We start from the raw sequence: 18,205 nt of genomic DNA, 5'->3' as shown, positions 1-18,205 counted from the left end.
CCTCAGAGCGGCTGCGCTGCCAGGAAACCGGCAAGCGCGGCCGCCACGAGGGCGGGCGATTCCCAATGGGGATTGTGGCTGTGGCCGGCGAGGATTTCCGTCGCGGCCTGCGGAAAAGCCGTCCGCAACGCGGCCCGGTGTGGTTCGTCGAACAGTGCGTCCTCATCCCCCGCCAGAAGCAGGACCGGCGCATCGATCCGCTCTGCCGCTCGCCGCAAATCGGTGGCTTCGATCATCGCGTAGAGCGCCTGCCAGACGGCGGCAGGCATGGTCGCCGCCTCCCGTGCGATCCATGCCATGAAATCCGCATCGACCGGCTGCGCGCATCGGTGCCACTCGCGCAGGAACGGGCTTTGCGAATCGATGGGATCGACAAGCGCACGGATTTCCGCACCGAGCGTCGTTTCCGCGAGCAGACCCGGTTGAAGGCTGCCGCAAAGACTGGCGAGCGCGGTGACGCGTGCGCCGTGCCGGGCTGCCAGCACAAGGGCCGTCATGGCCCCCATCGAATGGCCGATGACCGCGAAGCGCTCGATGCCCAGCACATCCGCCAGCCGGACGATATCATCGGCGAACGCTTCGAGCGTCGCCAGCGGCATGGCCGTCGAAAGGCCATGCCCCGGCAGGTCCGGCATCACCAGCCGGTGCCCGGCGAGATACGGCTCGATCAGCGACCAGCTGCGGCTGCTGTCGGTGTAACCGTGCAGCAGGAACAGGGGCATTTCCCCCTCGCCGCTGTCGATATAGGCGAGGCGCCGGCCATCGGTCGTCAGGACGCGCTTGCGGTCGTTCCAGCCGGCTTGATCGACCACTTTCGTCACAGGCCGAGCGCCTTGCGGACGGCGGCAAGACCGGGCTCGCCGTCGACGGTCGTCACGCCGGCAAGCCAGGCGTCGAGCCGTTTCGGCTCCTCGCCGATCGCCTTGCGGCCGGCATCCTCGGGCGCCATGCCGTCATTCATCAGGTAGCCCATGCCGCGGTTTTCGAAGTCGATGTCGAAGGTGAGGTTCTTCAGAAGCTGCGCGACATTGGGGCATTCCGCGAGATAGCCCTTGCGGACCTGCGTGGAGACGGTCGCCGCGCCGAAATCCGGGCCGTAGAACGTGTCGCCGCCGGTGAGGTAGCGGATGTCGTAGGCGGTGTTCATCGGATGCGGCGCCCAGCCCTGGAAAACGAAGAATGCCTTCATGTCGATGTGGCGGGCGAGTTCGGCCAGCATGCCCTGCTCGCTCGATTCCACGACCTCCCAGTCTGCGATGCCCAGCGACGGATCGGCGATGGCGTCCAGCATCAGCTGGTTGGAGCCCGGCTCGATGCCGTACATCTTCTTCTCGAACTTGTCGGCATGGGTCTTGAGGTCGGCGAAATCCTTCACGCCGGCATCCCAGACATAGGCGGGAACGGCGAAGGTGTATTTCGCGCCCGTCAGGTTCTGCTTGACGGTCTCGACGGAGCCGTCCTTCTCGTAAGGCGCGAAATAGGTCCGCATCGCGGGATCCCAGTAGCCGAGGAAGACGTCGAGATCCTTGTTCTTGAGGCTCAGGTAGATGACGTCGATGCCGAGCAGGTCGCTCTGCGTCTCGTAGCCCAGCGCATGCAGCAGCGACTGCGCGACACCGGTCGTGAAGGCGAGGTCGTTCCAGCCGGGTTCGGCGAGGCGCACCTTGCGGCAGCTCTCCTGTTCGGCCGCCCGGGCGGCCCCGATCGTCATGAGGCATGCGGCGGCGCAGGCAATGGCGCGTTTCATCGGCGTTCCCCTTTTTTGAACTTTGTCCGACTGGATCAAAGATTGACCAGCGGGACAATTCTTGAACTTCGCGGAAAAAATGTCAATCTTCCCGCACGAAAAGCGGGAATCACATGGCGGGAAAGCTCACGAAACTGGTCGATATCAGGCGCAGGGAACTGCGGCAGGCCGCGTTCGAGGTGCTGCAGCGCGAGGGCATGGCCGGCGCGACGCTGGAAAAGGTCGCCGCCCATGCCGGCGCCTCCAAGGGCATCGTGCTGCACTATTTCCGCAACAAGCAGGAGCTCTTCGAGCAGGCGATGCGCGAGGCGAATGCCAATCTGCGCGACGCCGTGGCCGAGCGGTTGCGCCGGGCGAAGACGCCGCGCGAGCGCATCGCGGCGGTGGTGGACGGCAATTTCGACCCGCGTTTCTACCAGCCCGGGATCGCCCATGCCTGGCTTGCGCTCTGCGCGGAGGTGCCGCGCGAACCGCAACTCGCCCGCATCCAGGCGGTCATCCATGCCCGCATGCATTCGAACCTGATGTCGGCGCTCCGGCTACTCATGCCGGCCGAGGCGGCGCGCCGGACCGCACTCCTCATCAGCGGCCTGATCGACGGCCTGTGGCTGCGGCACGGCCTGCAATCCGGCGGCGTGCCGCGCGCGGAAGCGCTCACCTTGATGTACGACTTCATCGACCGCAGGCTGGCGGAAGAGGCCGGACGCGATCAGTCGCCGGAGGCGTAAAGCAGCGCGATATCGCGATGATGGAGCGCGCAGACATCGCCCTCGCTCTTCACCACCGCCCGGCGCGCCTCCAGAACGATCACGCAGCCGTTGCGGAACGCATATTGCCGGTCGCCGTTTGCAAGCCGCGTCTGGCGCGGCACCTCGTCCATGGGCCGCTCGCCGGCCGGCGTCTGCGCCGATGGCGCGCTACAGGCGGCCAGCAGGAGAAGGGCCGGCAGGCCGGGCAACAGGCAGGTCAGGTTCTTCATGCAACACTCCTTTCCGACGAGGATAGGACGTGGGCCGGGAAAGGAAAGGCGGCCCGAGGCCATCCGGAGCCGCCGCGCATGAGGCATACGCCCCCCAAGCCTTTCGTTTGCTGCCCGGACACCCTATCTGAAAGGAAAGCGGCAAAGGATGGATGGATCATGAGCACGGCAACGACGGCACAGGCGGGCGCGACCGGCGCCATCCCTTTCGACAACAGCTATGCGCGCCTGCCGGATGCGTTCTTCACGCCGGTCGACCCCACGCCGGTGGAAGCGCCGATGCTGATTGCCTTCAACCGGCCGCTCGCCGAGGAACTCGGGCTCGATGCCGACAGGCTGGAGCGGCATGGCGCGGGATACTTCTCCGGCAACGTTGCCCTGCCCGGCTCGCTGCCGCTCGCCATGGCCTATGCCGGGCACCAGTTCGGCCAGTTCGTGCCGCAGCTCGGCGACGGGCGCGCCATCCTGCTCGGCGAGGTGATCGACCGCAACGGCAAGCGGCGCGACATCCAGCTGAAGGGTGCCGGGCCGACGCCCTATTCGCGGCGCGGCGACGGGCGGGCGGCGCTCGGCCCGGTCCTGCGCGAATACATCATCAGCGAGGCCATGCACGCGCTCGGCGTCCCGACGACGCGGGCGCTCGCCGCCGTCGCGACCGGCCAGCCGGTCTATCGCGACCGCGTCCTGCCCGGCGCCGTCTTCACGCGCGTCGCCGGCAGCCATATCCGCGTCGGCACCTTCCAGTTCTTCGCCGCGCGCGGCGACACGGAGAATGTGCGCGTGCTCGCCGACCATGTCATCGACAGGCACTATCCCGAGCTCAAGGGCGCGGAAAAGCCCTATCTCGCGCTGCTCGACGCGGTCGCCGACCGGCAGGCGTCGCTGATTGCGAAATGGCTTGGCGTCGGCTTCATCCACGGCGTGATGAACACCGACAACATGACGATCTCGGGCGAGACGATCGACTTCGGGCCCTGCGCCTTCATGGACCGTTACGACCCGCGCACCGTCTATTCCTCCATCGACCGCAACGGCCGCTATGCCTTCGGCAACCAGCCCGGCATCGGCCAGTGGAACATCGCGCGGCTCGCCGAGGCCATGCTGGCGATCCTGGATGACGACCAGGACAAGGCCGCGGAAGCCGCCAACGCGGCCGTCAGCCGGTTCATGGAACGGTTCCAGGCGCACTGGACACGCACCATCCGCGCCAAGATCGGCCTTGGCGACGACGCGCGCGAAGAGGACCAGGAGCTGATCCGCGAGCTTCTCGTCACGCTCTACGAGCAGAAGGCGGACTATACGCTGGCGTTTCGCCGGCTTGCCGACTGCGCACAGGACGATGCCGCCGATCCCGCCCTCGGCGCGCTTCTGGAGGACCCGGCGGCGCTTACCCCATGGCTTTCCGCCTGGCGGGCACGGCTGGCGCAGGAGGCGACCGCGCCTGCGGCGCGCGCCGAGGCGATGCGGCGCGTCAACCCGGCCTTCATCCCGCGCAACCACAAGGTCGAGGAAGCGCTCAACGCGGCCATAGACGACGGCGATTTCTCACTCTTTGCGGCGCTGAACGACGTGCTCGCCCGGCCCTACGAGGACCAGCCGCGCTTTACCGCCTATGCCCTGCCGCCCGAACCGGGCGAGGAGATCGCGGCGACGTTCTGCGGCACCTAAGACGCCCTTGCGCCGCAGCCGACATGCAGTCATGGTAGCGCAGCCGTGCAATAACGTATGACCCGGGGCATTGAAGAGCCACCTTTTCGCCCTAATTCCTGAAGCGTCCGCTCTGCGGAGCCGGACGTCATGTCGGCCCTCTTCCGGCCGCCATCACAAATGGAGTTTCCCATGTTGCTCACGTTGACTGCCGTCCTCTTTGCCATCATCGGAGTGGTGCTGACGGGCGGAGGCGGGTGGCTGCTGTCGCTCGGCGGCAGCCCCTATTACCTCATCACCGGCCTCGCCTTCCTCGTCACCGCCTATCTCCTCCTGCGCCGTTCGAGCGCTGCGCTGTGGCTCTATGCCCTCGTCATTCTCGGCTCGCTCGGCTGGGCGGTGTGGGAGGTCGGCTTCGACTGGTGGCAGCTCGGTCCGCGTGGCGGCATCATCGTGCTTCTCGGCCTGTGGCTGATGCTGCCGGCCATCCGCCGGCCGCTCGGCATCGCAAGCCCCACCGGCATTCGCTACCCGGCATCCGCCCTGCCGCTGGCCGTGGCGTCCATCGTGGCCATCGCGGTGGCCGGCTATTCCATGACGCAGGACCCGCACGATCTTGCGGGCGAACTGCCGACGAACGTGGTCAACGCCACGCCGGCGCTCGGCGGCAACGTGCCGGCCGGCGAATGGCATCAATATGGCCGCACGCCGTTTGGCCAGCGCTACTCGCCGCTCGACCAGATCAACACGGAAAACGTCAACACGCTGAAGGTGGCCTGGCAGTACCAGACGGGCGACGTGAAGCTGCCCGACGATGTCGGCGAGACGACCTATCAGGTGACGCCGCTCAAGATCGGCGACACGCTCTACATGTGCACGCCGCACAACTGGGCCATCGCGGTCGACGCGGCGACCGGCAAGGAAAAGTGGAAATACGATTCCAACTCCGGCATGAACCCGGACCGCCAGCACCAGACCTGCCGCGGCGTGACCTATTATGCCGATCCGGCCGCGACGGCGGGCACGACCTGCGCCACGCGCGTCTACCTGCCGACCTCGGACGCCCGGCTGATCGCGCTCGACGCTGAGACCGGCGACGTCTGCACCAGCTTTGCCCAGAACGGCGTGCTGCGCCTGGAACAGGGCATGCCGTACAATCCGGCCGGCTACTACTACTCCACATCGCCGCCCGTCATCACCGACGAGAAGATCATCATCGGCGGTGCGGTCAACGACAATTACTCCATCCATTCGCAATCGGGCGTCATCCGCGCCTTCGACGTGAAGACCGGCGCGCTGATCTGGAACTGGGATTCGGGCAATCCGGATGTCACCACGCCGCTGCCGGAGGGTCAGGTCTATACGGTCAACTCGCCGAACTCCTGGTCCGTCTTCAGCTATGACGATGCGCTCGGCCTCGTCTATATCCCGCTCGGCAACCGCGTGCCCGACCAGCTCGGCATGGGCCGCAGCGAGCATGTCGAGAAATACTCGTCCTCCATCGTCGCACTCGACATCAAGACGGGTGCCGTGCGCTGGGTGCGCCAGACCGTGCATCACGACCTCTGGGACATGGACGTGCCGGCGCAGCCCGCGCTGATCGACATCACCAAGGACGGCGCGACCATTCCGGCGCTTGTCGGCCCCACCAAGCAGGGCGACATCTACGTGCTGGACCGCCGCAACGGCGACCCGATCATCGGCATCAAGGAAATCCCGGCACCAACAGGTGCGATCCCGGAGGATTTCACCGCCCCGACGCAGCCGATCTCCGACCTCACCTTCTCGCCGCCGCCGCTGACGGAGAAGAACATGTGGGGCATCAGCATGTTCGACCAGCTGAAGTGCCGCATCGACTTCCTGTCGCTCAAATATGAAGGCCGCTACACGCCGCCGTCCCTGCAGGGCACGCTCGTCTATCCCGGCAATTTCGGCACGTTCAACTGGGGTTCGGTCGCGGTGGACCCGGAACGGCAGGTGATGTTCGGCATGCCGACCTACCTCGCCTTCACCTCGCGCCTCGTGCCGCGTGACCAGATCCCGCCGAAGGGGCAGGACGAAAAGGGTTCCGAACAGGGCCTCAACCGCAACGAGGGCGCGCCCTATGGCGTGTTCATGGGTCCCTTCCTCGGCCCGCTCGGCATTCCCTGCCAGGCGCCGCCATGGGGCTATGTCGCGGGCGCCGACCTCGCAAGCGGCAAGATCGCCTACAAGCACAAGAACGGCACGGTCTACGACATGACGCCGCTGCCGCTGCCCTTCAAGGTCGGCGTGCCCGGCATCGGCGGGCCTATCATCACCAAGGGCGGCGTCGCCTTCCTGGGCGCGGCGGTGGACGACTATATCCGCGCCTATGACGTGACGACGGGCCGCCAGCTGTGGGAAGGCCGCCTTCCCGCCGGCGGGCAGGCGACGCCGATGACCTACACGGTCGGCGAGAAGCAATATGTGCTGATCGTCGCGGGTGGCCACGGCTCCGTCGGCACCAAGCCGGGCGACTACGTCATCGCCTATACGCTGCCGTAAGGCGGGACGACGGGGCGGCCTCCGCAGCCGCCTGTCGCAATCATGGAAGGCCGGCGCAGGGTTGCTTCCCCGCGCCGGCCTTTTCATTATGCGGTCCCAATCCTCGGGAGATTCGCCATGAACGACGACTGGCGGCTGATCGCCGCGCCGGTGAGGATCATCCTTGCGAACTACTGGCGCGCCTCGCGCGGGCTTCTCGCGCTCGTCTGCGTCATCGTCTTCCTGTCGGCGGTATCCGCCGTCGCCGCGCCCTATTTGTTCTCACGCCTCATCGACACCATGACGGCCGACCGCATGGCCGCCATGCTGGCCGTCGGCTTCGCCCTCTACGCGCTGCTCATCGGTGCGAGCGCCGCGCTCCAGAACATGGTGCAGTACCTCTCCTTCATGAGCGCGCAGAACCTGAGCTTCATCGCCAGCACCAGCCTGTTCGAACGGCTGCTTCGCAAACGCGCGCTCTTCTTCGCCGAGCACAATCCGGCCGAGATCGAAAGTGCAGGCCGGCGTGGCGAAAGCGCGATGATGACGCTGGTGCAGCTCGCCCTCATCGTCTTCGTTCCCGGCACGACCCAGATCCTGCTTTCGCTCGCCATGCTCGGCGCGGCGATCAACATGGAGGTCGTGCTCGTCGTCATCGCCTATGGCGTCGTGTTCATCACCCTGACCGCCATCGCCAACCACCGCACGCGCAGCTATCTCGACGCGGCCATCGCCGCCGGCCAGGAGAACGCCAAGTTCATCGGCAACGCCATGACGGCGATGGAGACGCTGCGCCATTTCGGCAGCCAGGACTGGATGCAGGCGCGCTTTTCCGGCAAGGCGCGCGAGGAGCGCGACAACTGGGCGACCTTCTGCCGCCGGCGCATCGGCTATTCCTCGCTGATGGGCGCGGGCCTTGCCGCGCAGTTCCTCATCACCTTCGCGCTGCTTCTGCCGCGCTATCAGGCCGGGGAACTCACGGTCGGCGATCTCGTGCTGTTCAACACGCTGCTGCTCCAGCTCAATCAGCCCTTCGAGATGATCGGCCACGCGATCGACGATCTCGTGCGGGCGCGCGCCTCCCTCCTGCCGCTCGCCCGCATCTGGGCAGCACCGGAAGAAACGGATGTCGCAACGCCGGGCGGGTTTTTCGCCGGTGACGGCCGCCTCGCCTTCGAAGCCGTCTCGTTTTCCCATGACAACGGCCGCGGCGTGGCGGACGTGAGCTTTGCGGCCGAACGCGGCCGGATCACCTATCTCGTCGGGGAGACCGGCTCCGGCAAATCGACGCTGCTGCGGCTGGCGCTGAAGTCGCTCTCCCCGACATCGGGACGCATCAGCGTCGACGGGCGTGATCTCGCCAGCGTCTCGCAGCGCGACTGGTATGCGGCGATCGGCATCGTGCCGCAGGAGCCGACGCTGCTCAACGACACGCTGGCCACCAACATCGTGCTCGGGCGGCCGCTGGACCAGACGAAGCTGCGGCGCGCGGTGGAGAAGGCGGCGATCCTGCCCTTCATCGAAGGCCTGCCCGACGGCTTCGAGACGGTGGTGGGCGAGCGCGGCATGAAGCTTTCGGGCGGGGAGCGCCAGCGCATCGCGATTGCCCGCGCGCTCTATGCCGATCCGCAGTTCCTCTTCCTCGACGAGGCGAGCTCGGCGCTGGACGAGACGACGGAGGCGGAAATCATGCGCCATGTGCGCAGCCTCGCCGGCGAGGTGACGATCCTCGCCGTCACCCATCGCAAGAGCGTCATCGCGCCCGACGACCATGTCGTCCACTTGACCGGCGGCCATCGCGACGCGAGCGCCTGACCGAAAGCCTCGCAAAAGCTGCGCCGCCTAACCATGCTCCCGGAACATTTTTCAGGGAGCCCTTTCCATGAAGATCGACGGCAATTCGCTTTCCGCCTATGCACTCGCCCGCCAGCAGCGCGCGCCCTCCGGCGACGCCGGCATTCCGGCCGGCCTCAGCGGCGGCGACGGCAATGGCGCACGCAACATCCCGACCGTCGAAACGTCCGCCTCCTCCATGCCATCCGGCCTTGCCAACGCCCTTTGGCTGAACGCGTCCAAGCTGGACAAGATGCACGAGGAAAGCCAGAAAGTGCTGGCGGAATTCCTCGATCTTTCGAAGATGACGGCGATCGAGCGCCTGCGCAAGGAACTGCTCGAGGAGATGGGCCTCACCGAGGACAGCCTCGCCCAGCTGCCGCCGGAAGAGCGATCGGCAATCAACGAGCAGATCCGCCAGGCCATCAAGGAACGCCTCGGCGTCGACGAAACGGCACAGGCCGGCGAAACGGACGGGCAAGCCGCCGCCGGCCCGCAGGAAGCGGAGGCCTGACCAGCCTCCGCTTCGATCCTACGTCGCGGTGAGAAAGGCAATTGACAAACGGCGTGAATTCGAGAATATCGCGTCCATGATCAAGAGCACGCACATCGCCGCGACGTATTTTTGGCTGTTCCGATAAGGAGCGGCTGTCTGATCATGTCAACAAGCCGCCATCAGGCGGCTTTGTTGTTTTAACGCTCCTGATGGCACGAAACCCGAGGAGCCCGAAATGCAAAACACCGTCATCAAGCTCGAACCGCATGCCGCCGAACGCCCGGCGATGCTGAACATCCGCGCCGCCCGGCAGGGCGATCTGCAACAGATCCTCGACATGATCGCGCTGCATGCCGAATGCCATGGCGACACGGCGAAGATTTCCGCCGCCGATCTCGACCGCGACCTCTTCGGCGTGCACCCCTGGATCACCGCGCTCGTCGCCGAAGCCGGCGGACGCCTGATCGGCTACGCCCTGCTCGTGCCGATGTACCGCGCCGGCGACGGCGTGCGCGGCATGGAACTGCACCAGATCTTCGTGCGCCGGGACCACCGCGGACAGGGCATCGGCCGCCACCTCGTGTCACGCGCCCGCGACCATGCCCGCGTCGCCGGCTGCGGCTACCTCTCCGTCAGCGCGGCGACCGGCAACTTCGGCGCCCACCGCTTCTACGAGCAGATGAACTTCCGCGCCGGCCCGGTCACCGGCATGCGCTATGTGCAGGCGCTCGGCTGATGCCCGACCGGAGCCGACGATGGCCAGACGACGGGCCACCGTGCTGACGTCCGGCGGCACGATCCGGGAGAACAACGACGCACCCGACCTGTCGGCTCCGGCCTGGCGCGTCGTAGCGGCCGGCAAGCCGTTGGCCGGCATCCGCAGCGCGACGCGCGCGCTCCGCCGTGTCGGTCTGCTCAACGATCATACCGGCAACCATCCTGCCTCAACCCGGCCTTCCAGATAAGACAAACCGCATTGATCCCTTCAGGATATTGATGTAATCGTCTTGATGTACGTACATCATTTTAACGCCGGGGAGACGGGCGTTGACTATGCGGTGTGTGTTCTGAGGGAAAATCATACCGAAAACAGCCTGGGAGGCGGATCATGACGGAGGTGCAGCTCAATCCGGATTTCATCATCGCGGACGAACACTCATTGCGGAGCCTGTTTGCGCCGACGCACGATCTTGCCATGCAGAAGTGCCGGAATTCATTGGGGAAACATGCACAGGACTTCATCCGGCGCTCGCCGTTCCTGTGCATCGGCTCGCAAGGCGCGGATGGAAGAGCCGATGTCAGCCCGCGCGGCGACCCGCCGGGCTTCGTGACGATCCTGGATGAGCGCACCCTGGCGATCCCGGATCGGCCCGGCAACAACCGGCTGGATACGCTGAGCAACATAATCGCCAATCCGACCGTCGGATTGCTGTTCATCATTCCCGGTTTCGAGGACACATTGCGCGTCAACGGACAGGCGACCCTCACGCGCGATCCCGCCCTCCTTGAAAGCATGGCCGTGGCGGGCCGGGCGCCGAAGCTTGCCATCGTCGTCAGCGTCAGCGAGGTCTTCCTGCACTGCGCCAAGGCTTTCCGTCGTTCCCGCCTGTGGAGCGCGGAGCATTTCCAGGACCGCGCCGCGATGCCCTCGCTCATCAAGATGATCCTGGACGACACGACAGGCGCGCCCGACGACAAGGACGAGATGCGGAAGATGGATGAGGGCCTGGAGGAGGACTACCGGCAGAGCATGTACTAGGCCGGCCGCCGCTTTTGCCGGCGGCGGCCCGGTTCGACGACATCCCCTATCGCGCCGGGATCGCCTTGAGATAGGCCGCGATGGCGTCGCGGTCTTCCTTGGGCAGCTGCGCCATGTTCTTCTGCACCGAGACCATCGAGCCGCCGACGCTGTCGAAATCGGGCGTGAAGCCGGTTTCGAGGTAGTTGGCGATATCGCCGGCGCTCCAGCTGCCGAAGCCGCCCTCGGCCGGGGTGATGTCGGGGATGCGCCCCTCGCCTTCCGGATTCGGTCCGCCGGCGAGCCACTGGTCGGTCTTCAGGCCGCCCAGCACATCGCGCGGCGTATGACATTCGCCGCAATGGCCGGGGCCTTCCACGAGATATTGCCCGTGTTTCACCGTTTCGTCGGCATTGGCGAGGTCCACGCGCGGCGCCTCGTTGAGATAGAGGAACTTCCAGCCGCCGAGCGCGAGCCGGATATTGAACGGGAACGGCAGCTCATGGCCGGGAGCGACATTGCCGCTCTTGGGCAGCGTCTTCAGGTAGGCGTAGAGATCGTTGATATCCTTCACCGTCATGCGCGAATAGGAGGCATAGGGAAAGGACGGATAGAGATGCTCGCCGTTGCGGCCCGTGCCGCGCTTCATGGCGTCGCCGAATTCGGCGAGCGTCCAGGCGCCGATGCCGGCCGTCTCGTCGGGTGAGATATTGGGCGCGTGGAAGGTGCCGAAGGGGCTCTTCAGCGCCATGCCGCCAGCGAGAACCAGCTTCTGGTCGTCGGCCGCGCCCGGCGCCGCATGACAGCTCACGCAGCCGCCGGCATGGAAGATGCGCTCGCCATTGGCAAGGTCCGGCGCGCCGGCAGCGGCCCAGGTTTCGGCCGGCAGGCGCTGCGGGGCGGTGATGAACAGGAAAGCGCCCGCGCCGATCGCGCCCAGCACGACGATGCCGCCGATGATTTTCTTGAAACCCATGCGCCGTTTCCTCTCGCCGGTTGCGGACATGTCGCCCCGCGACCCCACACCATGACACACCGCCCCGGCGGCCGGCGCCGGGACAGTGTCGTGTCTTCCAGGGGATTGTCGGGTCTACCGCCTACTTCTTGACGCGGTAGACCTCATGACAGCCACCGCAATTGGGGCCGATCGTGCCCAGCGCCGCACCGACGCCCGCCTGGTCCGCGGGCAGGTTCGCCAGCACTGCATCGACATCCGATCCGAACTTGGCGGCCTTCGCCTTGAAGTCGTCCGTCTGTTCCCAGATCTTCGGGCTCGCTTCCGTGTCGTGGCCCGTTTCGGAGCCCGCCGGGAACTGCTCCGGGAACGCCTTGGCGACTTCGCTCATCGTGGTGAGCGATGTCTTCACGACATCGGCGTCATAGGGCTTCTCGCCCTTGGCGATGCCCGACAGCGCGCCCATGGCACCGCCGACCTTCTTCATCATCTGCGCGCGCACGACCTGCGGCTCGTCCGCCGCCACCACGGCGCTCGCGCCGATGATTGCGAGCGCGGCCGCTGTCGCCAAAATCCTCAACTTCATCGCGTTCTCCCGATCCTTGGCGGCGGGTTGATTCCACGCCGCCGGTTTACGCTAGCGCCGGCATGATGGCATTTTGCGAACCGCATGAAAGTAAAATCTTTTTGACGGCCGAAATCCTTTTGGATCAGACGCTGCCCCATCCCCGCCACAGGGTAACGACGGCAATGACGACCAGGAGCACGCCCGCCGCCCGGCCGATGAAGCGCGTGACCGCCGGGTTGCCGGTCAGCGCATCGCGGCTGCGGGCCGCCGCCAGCGCCAGCCCGCCATAGACCGCAAGCTGCGTTACCCAGATGACCAGCAGCATGACGGTCGCCTGCCGCCAGACGGGGCCGAATTCCGGGCGCAGGAACTGCGGGAAGACGGCGAGCATGAAGAGATAGGCTTTCGGGTTCATCAGGCTCGTCAGCGCGCCCTGGCGGAAGCGGGTGACGAGACCGCGCCGGTCGATGCCATCGACGGAATCGATGACGATGGCGCTTCGAAACAGCTGCCAGCCGATCCAGGCGACATAGAGCGCGCCGGCGACCAGCAGGATATTGAAGAGCTGCGGCGCGAAATGCAGCAGCACGCCGACACCGAGCGCGGCATAGAGCGTGTGCACCAGCCCGCCCGCCATGATGCCGAAGGTGGCCGACAGCCCGGCCTTGCGCCCGCCTGAGAGGGAGCTCGCCATGACGAAGACCATGTCCATGCCCGGCACGATGATGATGCCCGACACGAGCAGGAAGAAGAGCCAGAGGTTTTCGCTGTAGGTCACGTCAGTTGTCCGTTGCCGTTTTCCGCGCGGCGGCCCTATGCTGCCTTTTGTTTCAAGCGCTTGGTGCGTGCTATAACGGAAGCCAACTGACAGGGATGTGTCAGTTGTGATGGAGAAACCGATGCGCAAGGCCTCGCGGCTGTTCGAGATCATCCAGATATTGCGGCTCGCCCGCTTGCCCGTTACCGCCGCCGAGATCGCCGCCCGGCTGGAGGTGACGGTGCGCTCGATCTATCGCGACATCGCAGCCCTTCAGGCGATGCGCGTGCCCGTCGAGGGCGAGCGCGGCATCGGCTATATCCTGCGCCCCGGCTTCGACCTGCCGCCGCTGATGTTTTCCATCGAGGAGACGGAGGCGATCGTGCTGGCGCTGGCGCTGCTGGAGCGCACCGGCGACACCGAGCTGAAAGCCGCCGCCGGCCGCGTCGCCGACAAGATTGCCGGCGCCGTGCCACCGCCGCTGCGCCACACGCTCTCGGCCCGCGCGCTGCATGCCTGGGGCAGCGTGCCGCGCCAGCCCGAGGGCATCGACCTCGCCACCGTGCGCCGCGCCATCCGCGACGAAGAAAAACTATCGATCGACTATCGCGACGAATATGCTCGCGCCACCGAACGCATAATCCGCCCCATCGCCCTCATCTACTATTCGGAGACGGCCAACATCGTCGCCTGGTGCGAGCTGCGCCAGGCCATCCGCAACTTCCGCGCCGACCGGGTGAAGGCCTGCGAGAGGACCGGGGCGTATTTCCGCAGCGAAGGGGATGGGCTCAGGCAATTGTGGATTGCCGGGTGGGCGGAGAATCAGCGTTAGGCAACGGCCCGCAAATCGAAATCGGCATGGATGACATCGAAGGGTACTTCGACCTTCCCCTCCTCCGTTCGATCGACAATGCCCCAATCCGCCAGCGCGACGACATCCTCGTGCACGCGCTTCACGTCCCGCCCCAGCGAGCGGGCAAGCGCCCGGATACTGCTCGGGCCGATTTTTTGCAGGTGCTCGATCAATTCCCAGCGTTTCGGGCTGATTACCGAAAAGAGCTGTGCGGGCGAGCTGAAGGTGAAGGTCGCGACCGGATCGGAGGGTTTTCCCGTGCGCGCGGCCTCGGTTGCGCGGGCCAGGCTCTCGGCCAGTGCATCTTCGGCGTCGCTGCGGATCTGGATGCGTGCGCGTCTCATTCAGGGCCTCCTTTTCGCAATTTCGGCTCGAAAATCATCGAGCAGGGCCGCGACGGTCGTGAAAGCATAGCGGAATTCCCGCCCGTCGAGATGGCAATGATCGCCCTTGCCGCGCTCATTGTCGAAGCCGACGATGCGCCGGCCATCACGCCCGTAAAACAGACGGTATTTGTAGGAATGCGCGCTCCCCGCAACGGGTTCGGGAACCCGCCACAAGACGATCTCGATGATCGAGCCATCCGGCAGGACAGTCTTCGAACGTTCGAGAAGCACGGCGTCCATGTTGGCATTTATGCCATCAATCTGGCCTCATGTCGACAAACAAAAACCCCGGCCGTTCCCGACCGGGGCTTTTTGAAATTCACATGTCAGCGAATTACTTCGTGGCGGCTTCGTAGCGCTCCAGGACGTAGTCCCAGTTGATCAGGCTGTCGACGAAGGCTTCGAGGTACTTCGGGCGGGCGTTGCGGTAGTCGATGTAGTAGGAGTGTTCCCAGACGTCGACGCCGAGGATCGGCTCTGCGCCGTGGACCAGCGGGTTTTCGCCGTTCGGGGTCTTGGAGATGGCGAGCTTGCCGTCCTTGACGGAGAGCCAGGCCCAGCCCGAACCGAACTGCGTGGTGCCGGCGGCGATGAAGTCGGCCTTGAACTTGTCATAGCCGCCGAGATCGCTGTCGATCGCCTTCTGCAGGGCGCCCGGCAGGCTCTTGCCGCCGCCGTCCTTCTTCAGCCACTTCCAGAAATGGACGTGGTTGTAGTGCTGGCCGGCATTGTTGAAGAGGCCCTGGTTGGTGCCGTAGGACTTCTTGACGATCTCTTCCAGCGAGAGGTCGGCGAGGCCGGCTTCTTCCGCCAGCTTGTTGCCGTTGTCGACATAGGCCTTGTGGTGCTTGTCGTGGTGATATTCGAGCGTTTCGCGCGACATGAAGGGCGCAAGCGCATCGTAATCGTAGGGAAGCGGCGGAAGTTCGAAAGCCATGGTGATGTCTCCTCTTGGCGACGGAATTTTTCAAGGAAATCCGTGAGCGGAACATAGGAGCGGCAACCGGAAGAGGCAACCCGCCCGGTTCCCAAATTTTCCCGACCTTCGACAAAATCCTTTCGTTTTTGCCTGTCAGATCAATGATGAAGCGGAACGAATTCCGATTCGGGACATTTCGCCCCTCACCGCAACACGGAGCCTGCCATGCGCGCCCTTCCCCTTGCCATGATCGCCCTTTCCCTCACCGCCCCGCTGGCGCATGCCTCCTCGCCCGAGGCCTGGGAGGAATTCCGCGCGGATGTGGAGAAAAGCTGCCTGGCGAGCCTGCCGGAAGCCCTGGGAACGCCGACGGTCTTCGTGGAGCCGACCGGCACGGAATCCTACGGCATCGCGGCAATCGAGGGCCTGTCGCCGGAGGCCAAGAGCCAGATCACCTATGTCTGCATCTACGACAAGCAGAAGAAGACGGTCGAGATGTCGCCGCCGATCACCGCGGATTTCCTGCATGTGGTGCGCGAAAGCGAGCGCGCCGCAGCGGCCGAGAAGAAGGCCGAAACCGGCGACAACACCACGCAGGACCCGGCCGGGCAGGAGTGATGCCCGACAGATAGCCCCAGGCAGCAGAGCCGGTCTTTCGACCGGCTCTCGTCGTTCAGGCATCGCCGTTGGAATGCGCCCAGTCAAAATAGAGGTCGCGGGCCTTGGCGGTGATGGGGCCGGGCTGGAGGTCGCGGTCATCGAGGCGCGTGACGGGCACGACCTTGGAATAGTTGCCGGAGGTGAAGATCTCGTCGGCGGCCTGGAAATCGGCGAGCGTCAGCGCGCTCTCGATCACGTCGAAACCCGCTTCCCGCAGCAGGCCGATGACGCGCGAGCGCGTGATGCCGGCGAGGAAGGTGCGGTTGGAGGCCGGCGTGAAGACGACGCCGTCGCGCACCATGAAGATGTTGGACGACGCGGTCTCGGCGACATTGCCCAGCATGTCGCGCACCAGCGCATTGTCGAAGCCGCGCTTGCGGGCCTCCACCAGCATGCGGGCATTGTTCGGGTAAAGGCAGCCGGCCTTGGCATCCGTCGGCATGCATTCCAGCGTCGGGCGGCGGAAGGGCGAGACCGTGAGCGACGAGGCCGCCTTCGGATCGCCCATCGGCGCCTCGAACAGGCAGAGCGCGAAGCGGGTCGATTCCGCGTCGGGCGCCACGACGCTGAACGAACCGTGCTCGGCCCAGTACATCGGCTTGATGTAGATGGCCGTCCTGCCGTCGAACCGCTTCACGCCTTCCCACGACAGCGCCTCGATCTCCTCGGCCGACACGGTCGCCTTGAGGCCCAGCGCCTGCGCCGAGCGGTTGACGCGCTGGCAATGCAGGTCGAGATCCGGCGCGATGCCGTCGAACCAGCGTGCGCCGTCGAACACGGTCGAGCCGAGCCACATGGCATGCGAGGTGGGGCCGATGAGCGGCGGGTTGCCCGAAATCCATTCGCCGTCCACGAAGGTCCAGGTCGTCGAGCGCGGTGAGGTATCGACTGGCATTTTTCAAAACTCCTTTTCGCCCATCAAGGCCGGGCCGGCCGGGCCGGTCAAGTCCGCCTGACTTCGGACACAGCGCGCCGCTTGTCCATTCAAGATGTTGAATAGGTGCATCAGGTCTTATCATGGGTGGCGCGATTGAGAGGCCGCGGAGCGCATGCGATAGAGGGCAAAAGGAGACAGCCATGCGCGCCATGTATTTCGAAGCCTTCGAAGCCACGCCCGACGTCCGCACCCTGCCGGACCCGACGCCAACGGAGGGCGGCGTGGTGGTCAAGGTGGAGGCGACGGGCCTGTGCCGCAGCGACTGGCATGGCTGGATGGGCCACGACCCTGATATCAGGCTGCCGCATGTGCCGGGCCATGAACTTGCCGGAAAGGTCGTGGCGGTCGGCAAGGGTGTGCGCCGCTTCCGCGAAGGCCAGCGCGTGACGGTGCCGTTCGTCTCCGGCTGCGGCCATTGCGGCGAATGCCGCTCGGGCAACCAGCAGGTCTGCGAGGAGCAGTTCCAGCCGGGCTTCACCCATTGGGGCTCGTTTGCCGAATATGTCGCGATCGACTACGCCGACCAGAACCTCGTGCACCTGCCCGAGGCGATCGACTATGCGACCGCCGCCAGCCTCGGCTGCCGCTTCGCCACCTCCTTCCGCGCCGTGGTGGACCAGGCACGGGTGACGGGCGGCGAATGGGTGGCGGTGCATGGCTGCGGGGGCGTCGGCCTTTCGGCGATCATGATCGCGGCAGCCCTCGGCGCAAACCCCGTCGCCATCGACATCTCCGACGAGAAGCTCGATTTCGCCCGCAAGATGGGCGCCGTCGCCACGATCAATGCCAGGGACGTGGTCGATGTCGCGGACGCCGTGCGCGATATCACGGGCGGCGGCGCACATGCCTCCGTCGATGCGCTCGGCTCGCCCGTCACCTGCTTCAACTCCATCAAGAACCTGCGCCGCCGCGGCCGCCATGTGCAGGTCGGCCTGATGCTGGCAGACCATGCCGCGCCGCAGATCCCGATGGCGCAGGTCATCGGCCACGAGCTGGAAATCTACGGCAGCCACGGCATGCAGGCCTGGCGCTACGACGCCATGCTCGCCATGATCGAAAGCGGCAAGCTCGCCCCGCAAAACCTGATCGGCCGCCATATCAGCCTCGACGAGGCCGTGCCGGCGCTGATGGCCATGGACAAGGCCACCGATCTCGGCATCAGCGTGATCACGCGGTTCTGACGCGGCGTCTGGTTTCGGTATCAAAATTATTCATCGCAGCGATA

Annotated in this window: 21 protein-coding genes; 11 read left to right on the top strand and 10 right to left on the bottom strand. The window is 65.7% G+C overall.

What is annotated here, in order from left to right:
- Positions 1 to 2: 2 nt before the first annotated feature.
- Both GR158_RS09420 and choX read right to left on the bottom strand, forming a co-directional pair.
- A complete protein-coding gene (locus tag GR158_RS09420) occupies positions 3 to 821 on the bottom strand; it encodes an alpha/beta fold hydrolase (RefSeq protein WP_160870873.1) in 819 nt (272 codons plus the stop codon).
- The gene (gene choX, locus GR158_RS09415; protein ID WP_160870872.1) at positions 818 to 1,747 is read right to left on the bottom strand and encodes a choline ABC transporter substrate-binding protein; all 930 of its coding nucleotides are present in this window, start codon (positions 1,745 to 1,747) and stop codon (positions 818 to 820) included. The genes GR158_RS09420 and choX overlap by 4 nt, the downstream gene beginning before the upstream one ends.
- Positions 1,748 to 1,860: 113 nt before the next feature.
- On the opposite strand from choX, the gene betI reads away from it, so the two are divergent.
- Positions 1,861 to 2,475, top strand: a complete 615-nt coding sequence (gene betI, locus GR158_RS09410) for a transcriptional regulator BetI (RefSeq protein ID WP_160870871.1) — start codon at positions 1,861 to 1,863, stop codon at positions 2,473 to 2,475.
- Here the strand turns inward: betI and GR158_RS25095 are convergent.
- The gene (locus GR158_RS25095; protein ID WP_202402217.1) at positions 2,457 to 2,726 is read right to left on the bottom strand and encodes a hypothetical protein; all 270 of its coding nucleotides are present in this window, start codon (positions 2,724 to 2,726) and stop codon (positions 2,457 to 2,459) included. The genes betI and GR158_RS25095 overlap by 19 nt on opposite strands.
- A 159-nt stretch (positions 2,727 to 2,885) precedes the next feature.
- Between GR158_RS25095 and GR158_RS09405 the strand changes: the two genes are divergently transcribed.
- From GR158_RS09405 to GR158_RS09375, 7 genes are all read left to right on the top strand, one after another.
- On the top strand, positions 2,886 to 4,394 hold the full coding sequence (locus GR158_RS09405; protein WP_160870870.1) for a YdiU family protein: 1,509 nt from the start codon (positions 2,886 to 2,888) through the stop codon (positions 4,392 to 4,394).
- A gap of 171 nt (positions 4,395 to 4,565) precedes the next feature.
- A complete protein-coding gene (locus GR158_RS09400; RefSeq protein WP_160870869.1) occupies positions 4,566 to 6,899 on the top strand; it encodes a glucose/quinate/shikimate family membrane-bound PQQ-dependent dehydrogenase in 2,334 nt (777 codons plus the stop codon).
- Positions 6,900 to 7,016: 117 nt separating this feature from the next.
- Positions 7,017 to 8,693: an ABC transporter ATP-binding protein gene (locus GR158_RS09395; RefSeq protein WP_160870868.1), complete on the top strand. Its 1,677-nt coding sequence runs from the start codon at positions 7,017 to 7,019 to the stop codon at positions 8,691 to 8,693.
- Between the two features lie 67 nt (positions 8,694 to 8,760).
- Positions 8,761 to 9,225 (top strand): hypothetical protein, encoded by a 465-nt coding sequence (locus GR158_RS09390; protein ID WP_160870867.1) that lies wholly within the window; start codon positions 8,761 to 8,763, stop codon positions 9,223 to 9,225.
- A gap of 217 nt (positions 9,226 to 9,442) precedes the next feature.
- Positions 9,443 to 9,943, top strand: a complete 501-nt coding sequence (locus GR158_RS09385) for a GNAT family N-acetyltransferase (RefSeq protein ID WP_160870866.1) — start codon at positions 9,443 to 9,445, stop codon at positions 9,941 to 9,943.
- A 19-nt stretch (positions 9,944 to 9,962) separates the two neighbouring features.
- Positions 9,963 to 10,172: a hypothetical protein gene (locus GR158_RS09380; RefSeq protein WP_160870865.1), complete on the top strand. Its 210-nt coding sequence runs from the start codon at positions 9,963 to 9,965 to the stop codon at positions 10,170 to 10,172.
- A 143-nt stretch (positions 10,173 to 10,315) separates the two neighbouring features.
- A complete protein-coding gene (locus GR158_RS09375) occupies positions 10,316 to 10,966 on the top strand; it encodes a pyridoxamine 5'-phosphate oxidase family protein (protein WP_160870864.1) in 651 nt (216 codons plus the stop codon).
- A gap of 46 nt (positions 10,967 to 11,012) precedes the next feature.
- Here the strand turns inward: GR158_RS09375 and GR158_RS09370 are convergent, their stop codons facing one another.
- The 3 genes from GR158_RS09370 to GR158_RS09360 all read right to left on the bottom strand — a co-directional run bounded on the left by GR158_RS09370 (position 11,013) and on the right by GR158_RS09360 (position 13,246).
- On the bottom strand, positions 11,013 to 11,921 hold the full coding sequence (locus tag GR158_RS09370) for a cytochrome c (RefSeq protein ID WP_246665594.1): 909 nt from the start codon (positions 11,919 to 11,921) through the stop codon (positions 11,013 to 11,015).
- Between the two features lie 121 nt (positions 11,922 to 12,042).
- The gene (locus GR158_RS09365; protein WP_134647660.1) at positions 12,043 to 12,486 is read right to left on the bottom strand and encodes a cytochrome c; all 444 of its coding nucleotides are present in this window, start codon (positions 12,484 to 12,486) and stop codon (positions 12,043 to 12,045) included.
- Between the two features lie 124 nt (positions 12,487 to 12,610).
- Positions 12,611 to 13,246 carry a LysE family translocator gene (locus GR158_RS09360; RefSeq protein WP_160870862.1) on the bottom strand — a complete coding sequence of 212 codons (636 nt, stop codon included), beginning with the start codon at positions 13,244 to 13,246 and terminating at the stop codon, positions 12,611 to 12,613.
- A 121-nt stretch (positions 13,247 to 13,367) separates the two neighbouring features.
- Here GR158_RS09360 and GR158_RS09355 point away from each other — a divergent pair, with 121 nt between their 5' ends.
- Complete coding sequence (locus tag GR158_RS09355) at positions 13,368 to 14,057, top strand: YafY family protein (protein ID WP_160870861.1); 690 nt, start codon at positions 13,368 to 13,370, stop codon at positions 14,055 to 14,057.
- Here GR158_RS09355 and GR158_RS09350 read toward each other — a convergent pair.
- The 3 genes from GR158_RS09350 to GR158_RS09340 all read right to left on the bottom strand — a co-directional run bounded on the left by GR158_RS09350 (position 14,054) and on the right by GR158_RS09340 (position 15,401).
- Positions 14,054 to 14,422 (bottom strand): transcriptional regulator, encoded by a 369-nt coding sequence (locus GR158_RS09350; RefSeq protein WP_117369025.1) that lies wholly within the window; start codon positions 14,420 to 14,422, stop codon positions 14,054 to 14,056. The two genes, GR158_RS09355 and GR158_RS09350, sit on opposite strands and share 4 nt — an antisense overlap.
- The gene (locus GR158_RS09345; protein WP_160870860.1) at positions 14,423 to 14,704 is read right to left on the bottom strand and encodes a DUF6516 family protein; all 282 of its coding nucleotides are present in this window, start codon (positions 14,702 to 14,704) and stop codon (positions 14,423 to 14,425) included. It abuts the gene before it with no gap.
- 94 nt (positions 14,705 to 14,798) lie between these two features.
- Positions 14,799 to 15,401: a superoxide dismutase gene (locus tag GR158_RS09340; protein ID WP_134647666.1), complete on the bottom strand. Its 603-nt coding sequence runs from the start codon at positions 15,399 to 15,401 to the stop codon at positions 14,799 to 14,801.
- Positions 15,402 to 15,608: 207 nt separating this feature from the next.
- On the opposite strand from GR158_RS09340, the gene GR158_RS09335 reads away from it, so the two are divergent.
- Complete coding sequence (locus tag GR158_RS09335) at positions 15,609 to 16,001, top strand: hypothetical protein (RefSeq protein WP_202402215.1); 393 nt, start codon at positions 15,609 to 15,611, stop codon at positions 15,999 to 16,001.
- A 55-nt stretch (positions 16,002 to 16,056) separates the two neighbouring features.
- Here GR158_RS09335 and GR158_RS09330 read toward each other — a convergent pair whose 3' ends face one another.
- A complete protein-coding gene (locus GR158_RS09330; RefSeq protein WP_160870859.1) occupies positions 16,057 to 16,938 on the bottom strand; it encodes a branched-chain amino acid aminotransferase in 882 nt (293 codons plus the stop codon).
- A 182-nt stretch (positions 16,939 to 17,120) separates the two neighbouring features.
- On the opposite strand from GR158_RS09330, the gene GR158_RS09325 reads away from it, so the two are divergent.
- Positions 17,121 to 18,161 (top strand): zinc-dependent alcohol dehydrogenase family protein, encoded by a 1,041-nt coding sequence (locus GR158_RS09325; protein ID WP_160870858.1) that lies wholly within the window; start codon positions 17,121 to 17,123, stop codon positions 18,159 to 18,161.
- Positions 18,162 to 18,205: the final 44 nt, after the last annotated feature.

This window comes from Shinella sp. AETb1-6, from assembly GCF_009826875.1.
GTDB lineage: Bacteria > Pseudomonadota > Alphaproteobacteria > Rhizobiales > Rhizobiaceae > Shinella > Shinella sumterensis.
The sequence above is the reverse complement of the archived record's forward strand: the minus strand, read 5'-3'. Positions and strand labels throughout refer to the sequence as shown.

What these genes read in the sequence shown, in the direction of transcription:
- GR158_RS09370 (WP_246665594.1), bottom strand. Translation starts at nt 11,921, where the DNA reads ATGGGTTTCAAGAAAATCATCGGCGGCATCGTCGTGCTGGGCGCGATC.
- GR158_RS09330 (WP_160870859.1), bottom strand. Translation starts at nt 16,938, where the DNA reads ATGCCAGTCGATACCTCACCGCGCTCGACGACCTGGACCTTCGTGGAC.
- GR158_RS09325 (WP_160870858.1), top strand. Translation starts at nt 17,121, where the DNA reads ATGCGCGCCATGTATTTCGAAGCCTTCGAAGCCACGCCCGACGTCCGC.
- betI (WP_160870871.1), top strand. Translation starts at nt 1,861, where the DNA reads ATGGCGGGAAAGCTCACGAAACTGGTCGATATCAGGCGCAGGGAACTG.
- GR158_RS09365 (WP_134647660.1), bottom strand. Translation starts at nt 12,486, where the DNA reads ATGAAGTTGAGGATTTTGGCGACAGCGGCCGCGCTCGCAATCATCGGC.
- GR158_RS09395 (WP_160870868.1), top strand. Translation starts at nt 7,017, where the DNA reads ATGAACGACGACTGGCGGCTGATCGCCGCGCCGGTGAGGATCATCCTT.
- GR158_RS25095 (WP_202402217.1), bottom strand. Translation starts at nt 2,726, where the DNA reads ATGAAGAACCTGACCTGCCTGTTGCCCGGCCTGCCGGCCCTTCTCCTG.
- GR158_RS09380 (WP_160870865.1), top strand. Translation starts at nt 9,963, where the DNA reads ATGGCCAGACGACGGGCCACCGTGCTGACGTCCGGCGGCACGATCCGG.
- GR158_RS09355 (WP_160870861.1), top strand. Translation starts at nt 13,368, where the DNA reads ATGCGCAAGGCCTCGCGGCTGTTCGAGATCATCCAGATATTGCGGCTC.
- GR158_RS09375 (WP_160870864.1), top strand. Translation starts at nt 10,316, where the DNA reads ATGACGGAGGTGCAGCTCAATCCGGATTTCATCATCGCGGACGAACAC.
- choX (WP_160870872.1), bottom strand. Translation starts at nt 1,747, where the DNA reads ATGAAACGCGCCATTGCCTGCGCCGCCGCATGCCTCATGACGATCGGG.
- GR158_RS09385 (WP_160870866.1), top strand. Translation starts at nt 9,443, where the DNA reads ATGCAAAACACCGTCATCAAGCTCGAACCGCATGCCGCCGAACGCCCG.
- GR158_RS09405 (WP_160870870.1), top strand. Translation starts at nt 2,886, where the DNA reads ATGAGCACGGCAACGACGGCACAGGCGGGCGCGACCGGCGCCATCCCT.
- GR158_RS09350 (WP_117369025.1), bottom strand. Translation starts at nt 14,422, where the DNA reads ATGAGACGCGCACGCATCCAGATCCGCAGCGACGCCGAAGATGCACTG.
- GR158_RS09335 (WP_202402215.1), top strand. Translation starts at nt 15,609, where the DNA reads ATGCGCGCCCTTCCCCTTGCCATGATCGCCCTTTCCCTCACCGCCCCG.
- GR158_RS09340 (WP_134647666.1), bottom strand. Translation starts at nt 15,401, where the DNA reads ATGGCTTTCGAACTTCCGCCGCTTCCCTACGATTACGATGCGCTTGCG.
- GR158_RS09390 (WP_160870867.1), top strand. Translation starts at nt 8,761, where the DNA reads ATGAAGATCGACGGCAATTCGCTTTCCGCCTATGCACTCGCCCGCCAG.
- GR158_RS09400 (WP_160870869.1), top strand. Translation starts at nt 4,566, where the DNA reads ATGTTGCTCACGTTGACTGCCGTCCTCTTTGCCATCATCGGAGTGGTG.
- GR158_RS09345 (WP_160870860.1), bottom strand. Translation starts at nt 14,704, where the DNA reads ATGGACGCCGTGCTTCTCGAACGTTCGAAGACTGTCCTGCCGGATGGC.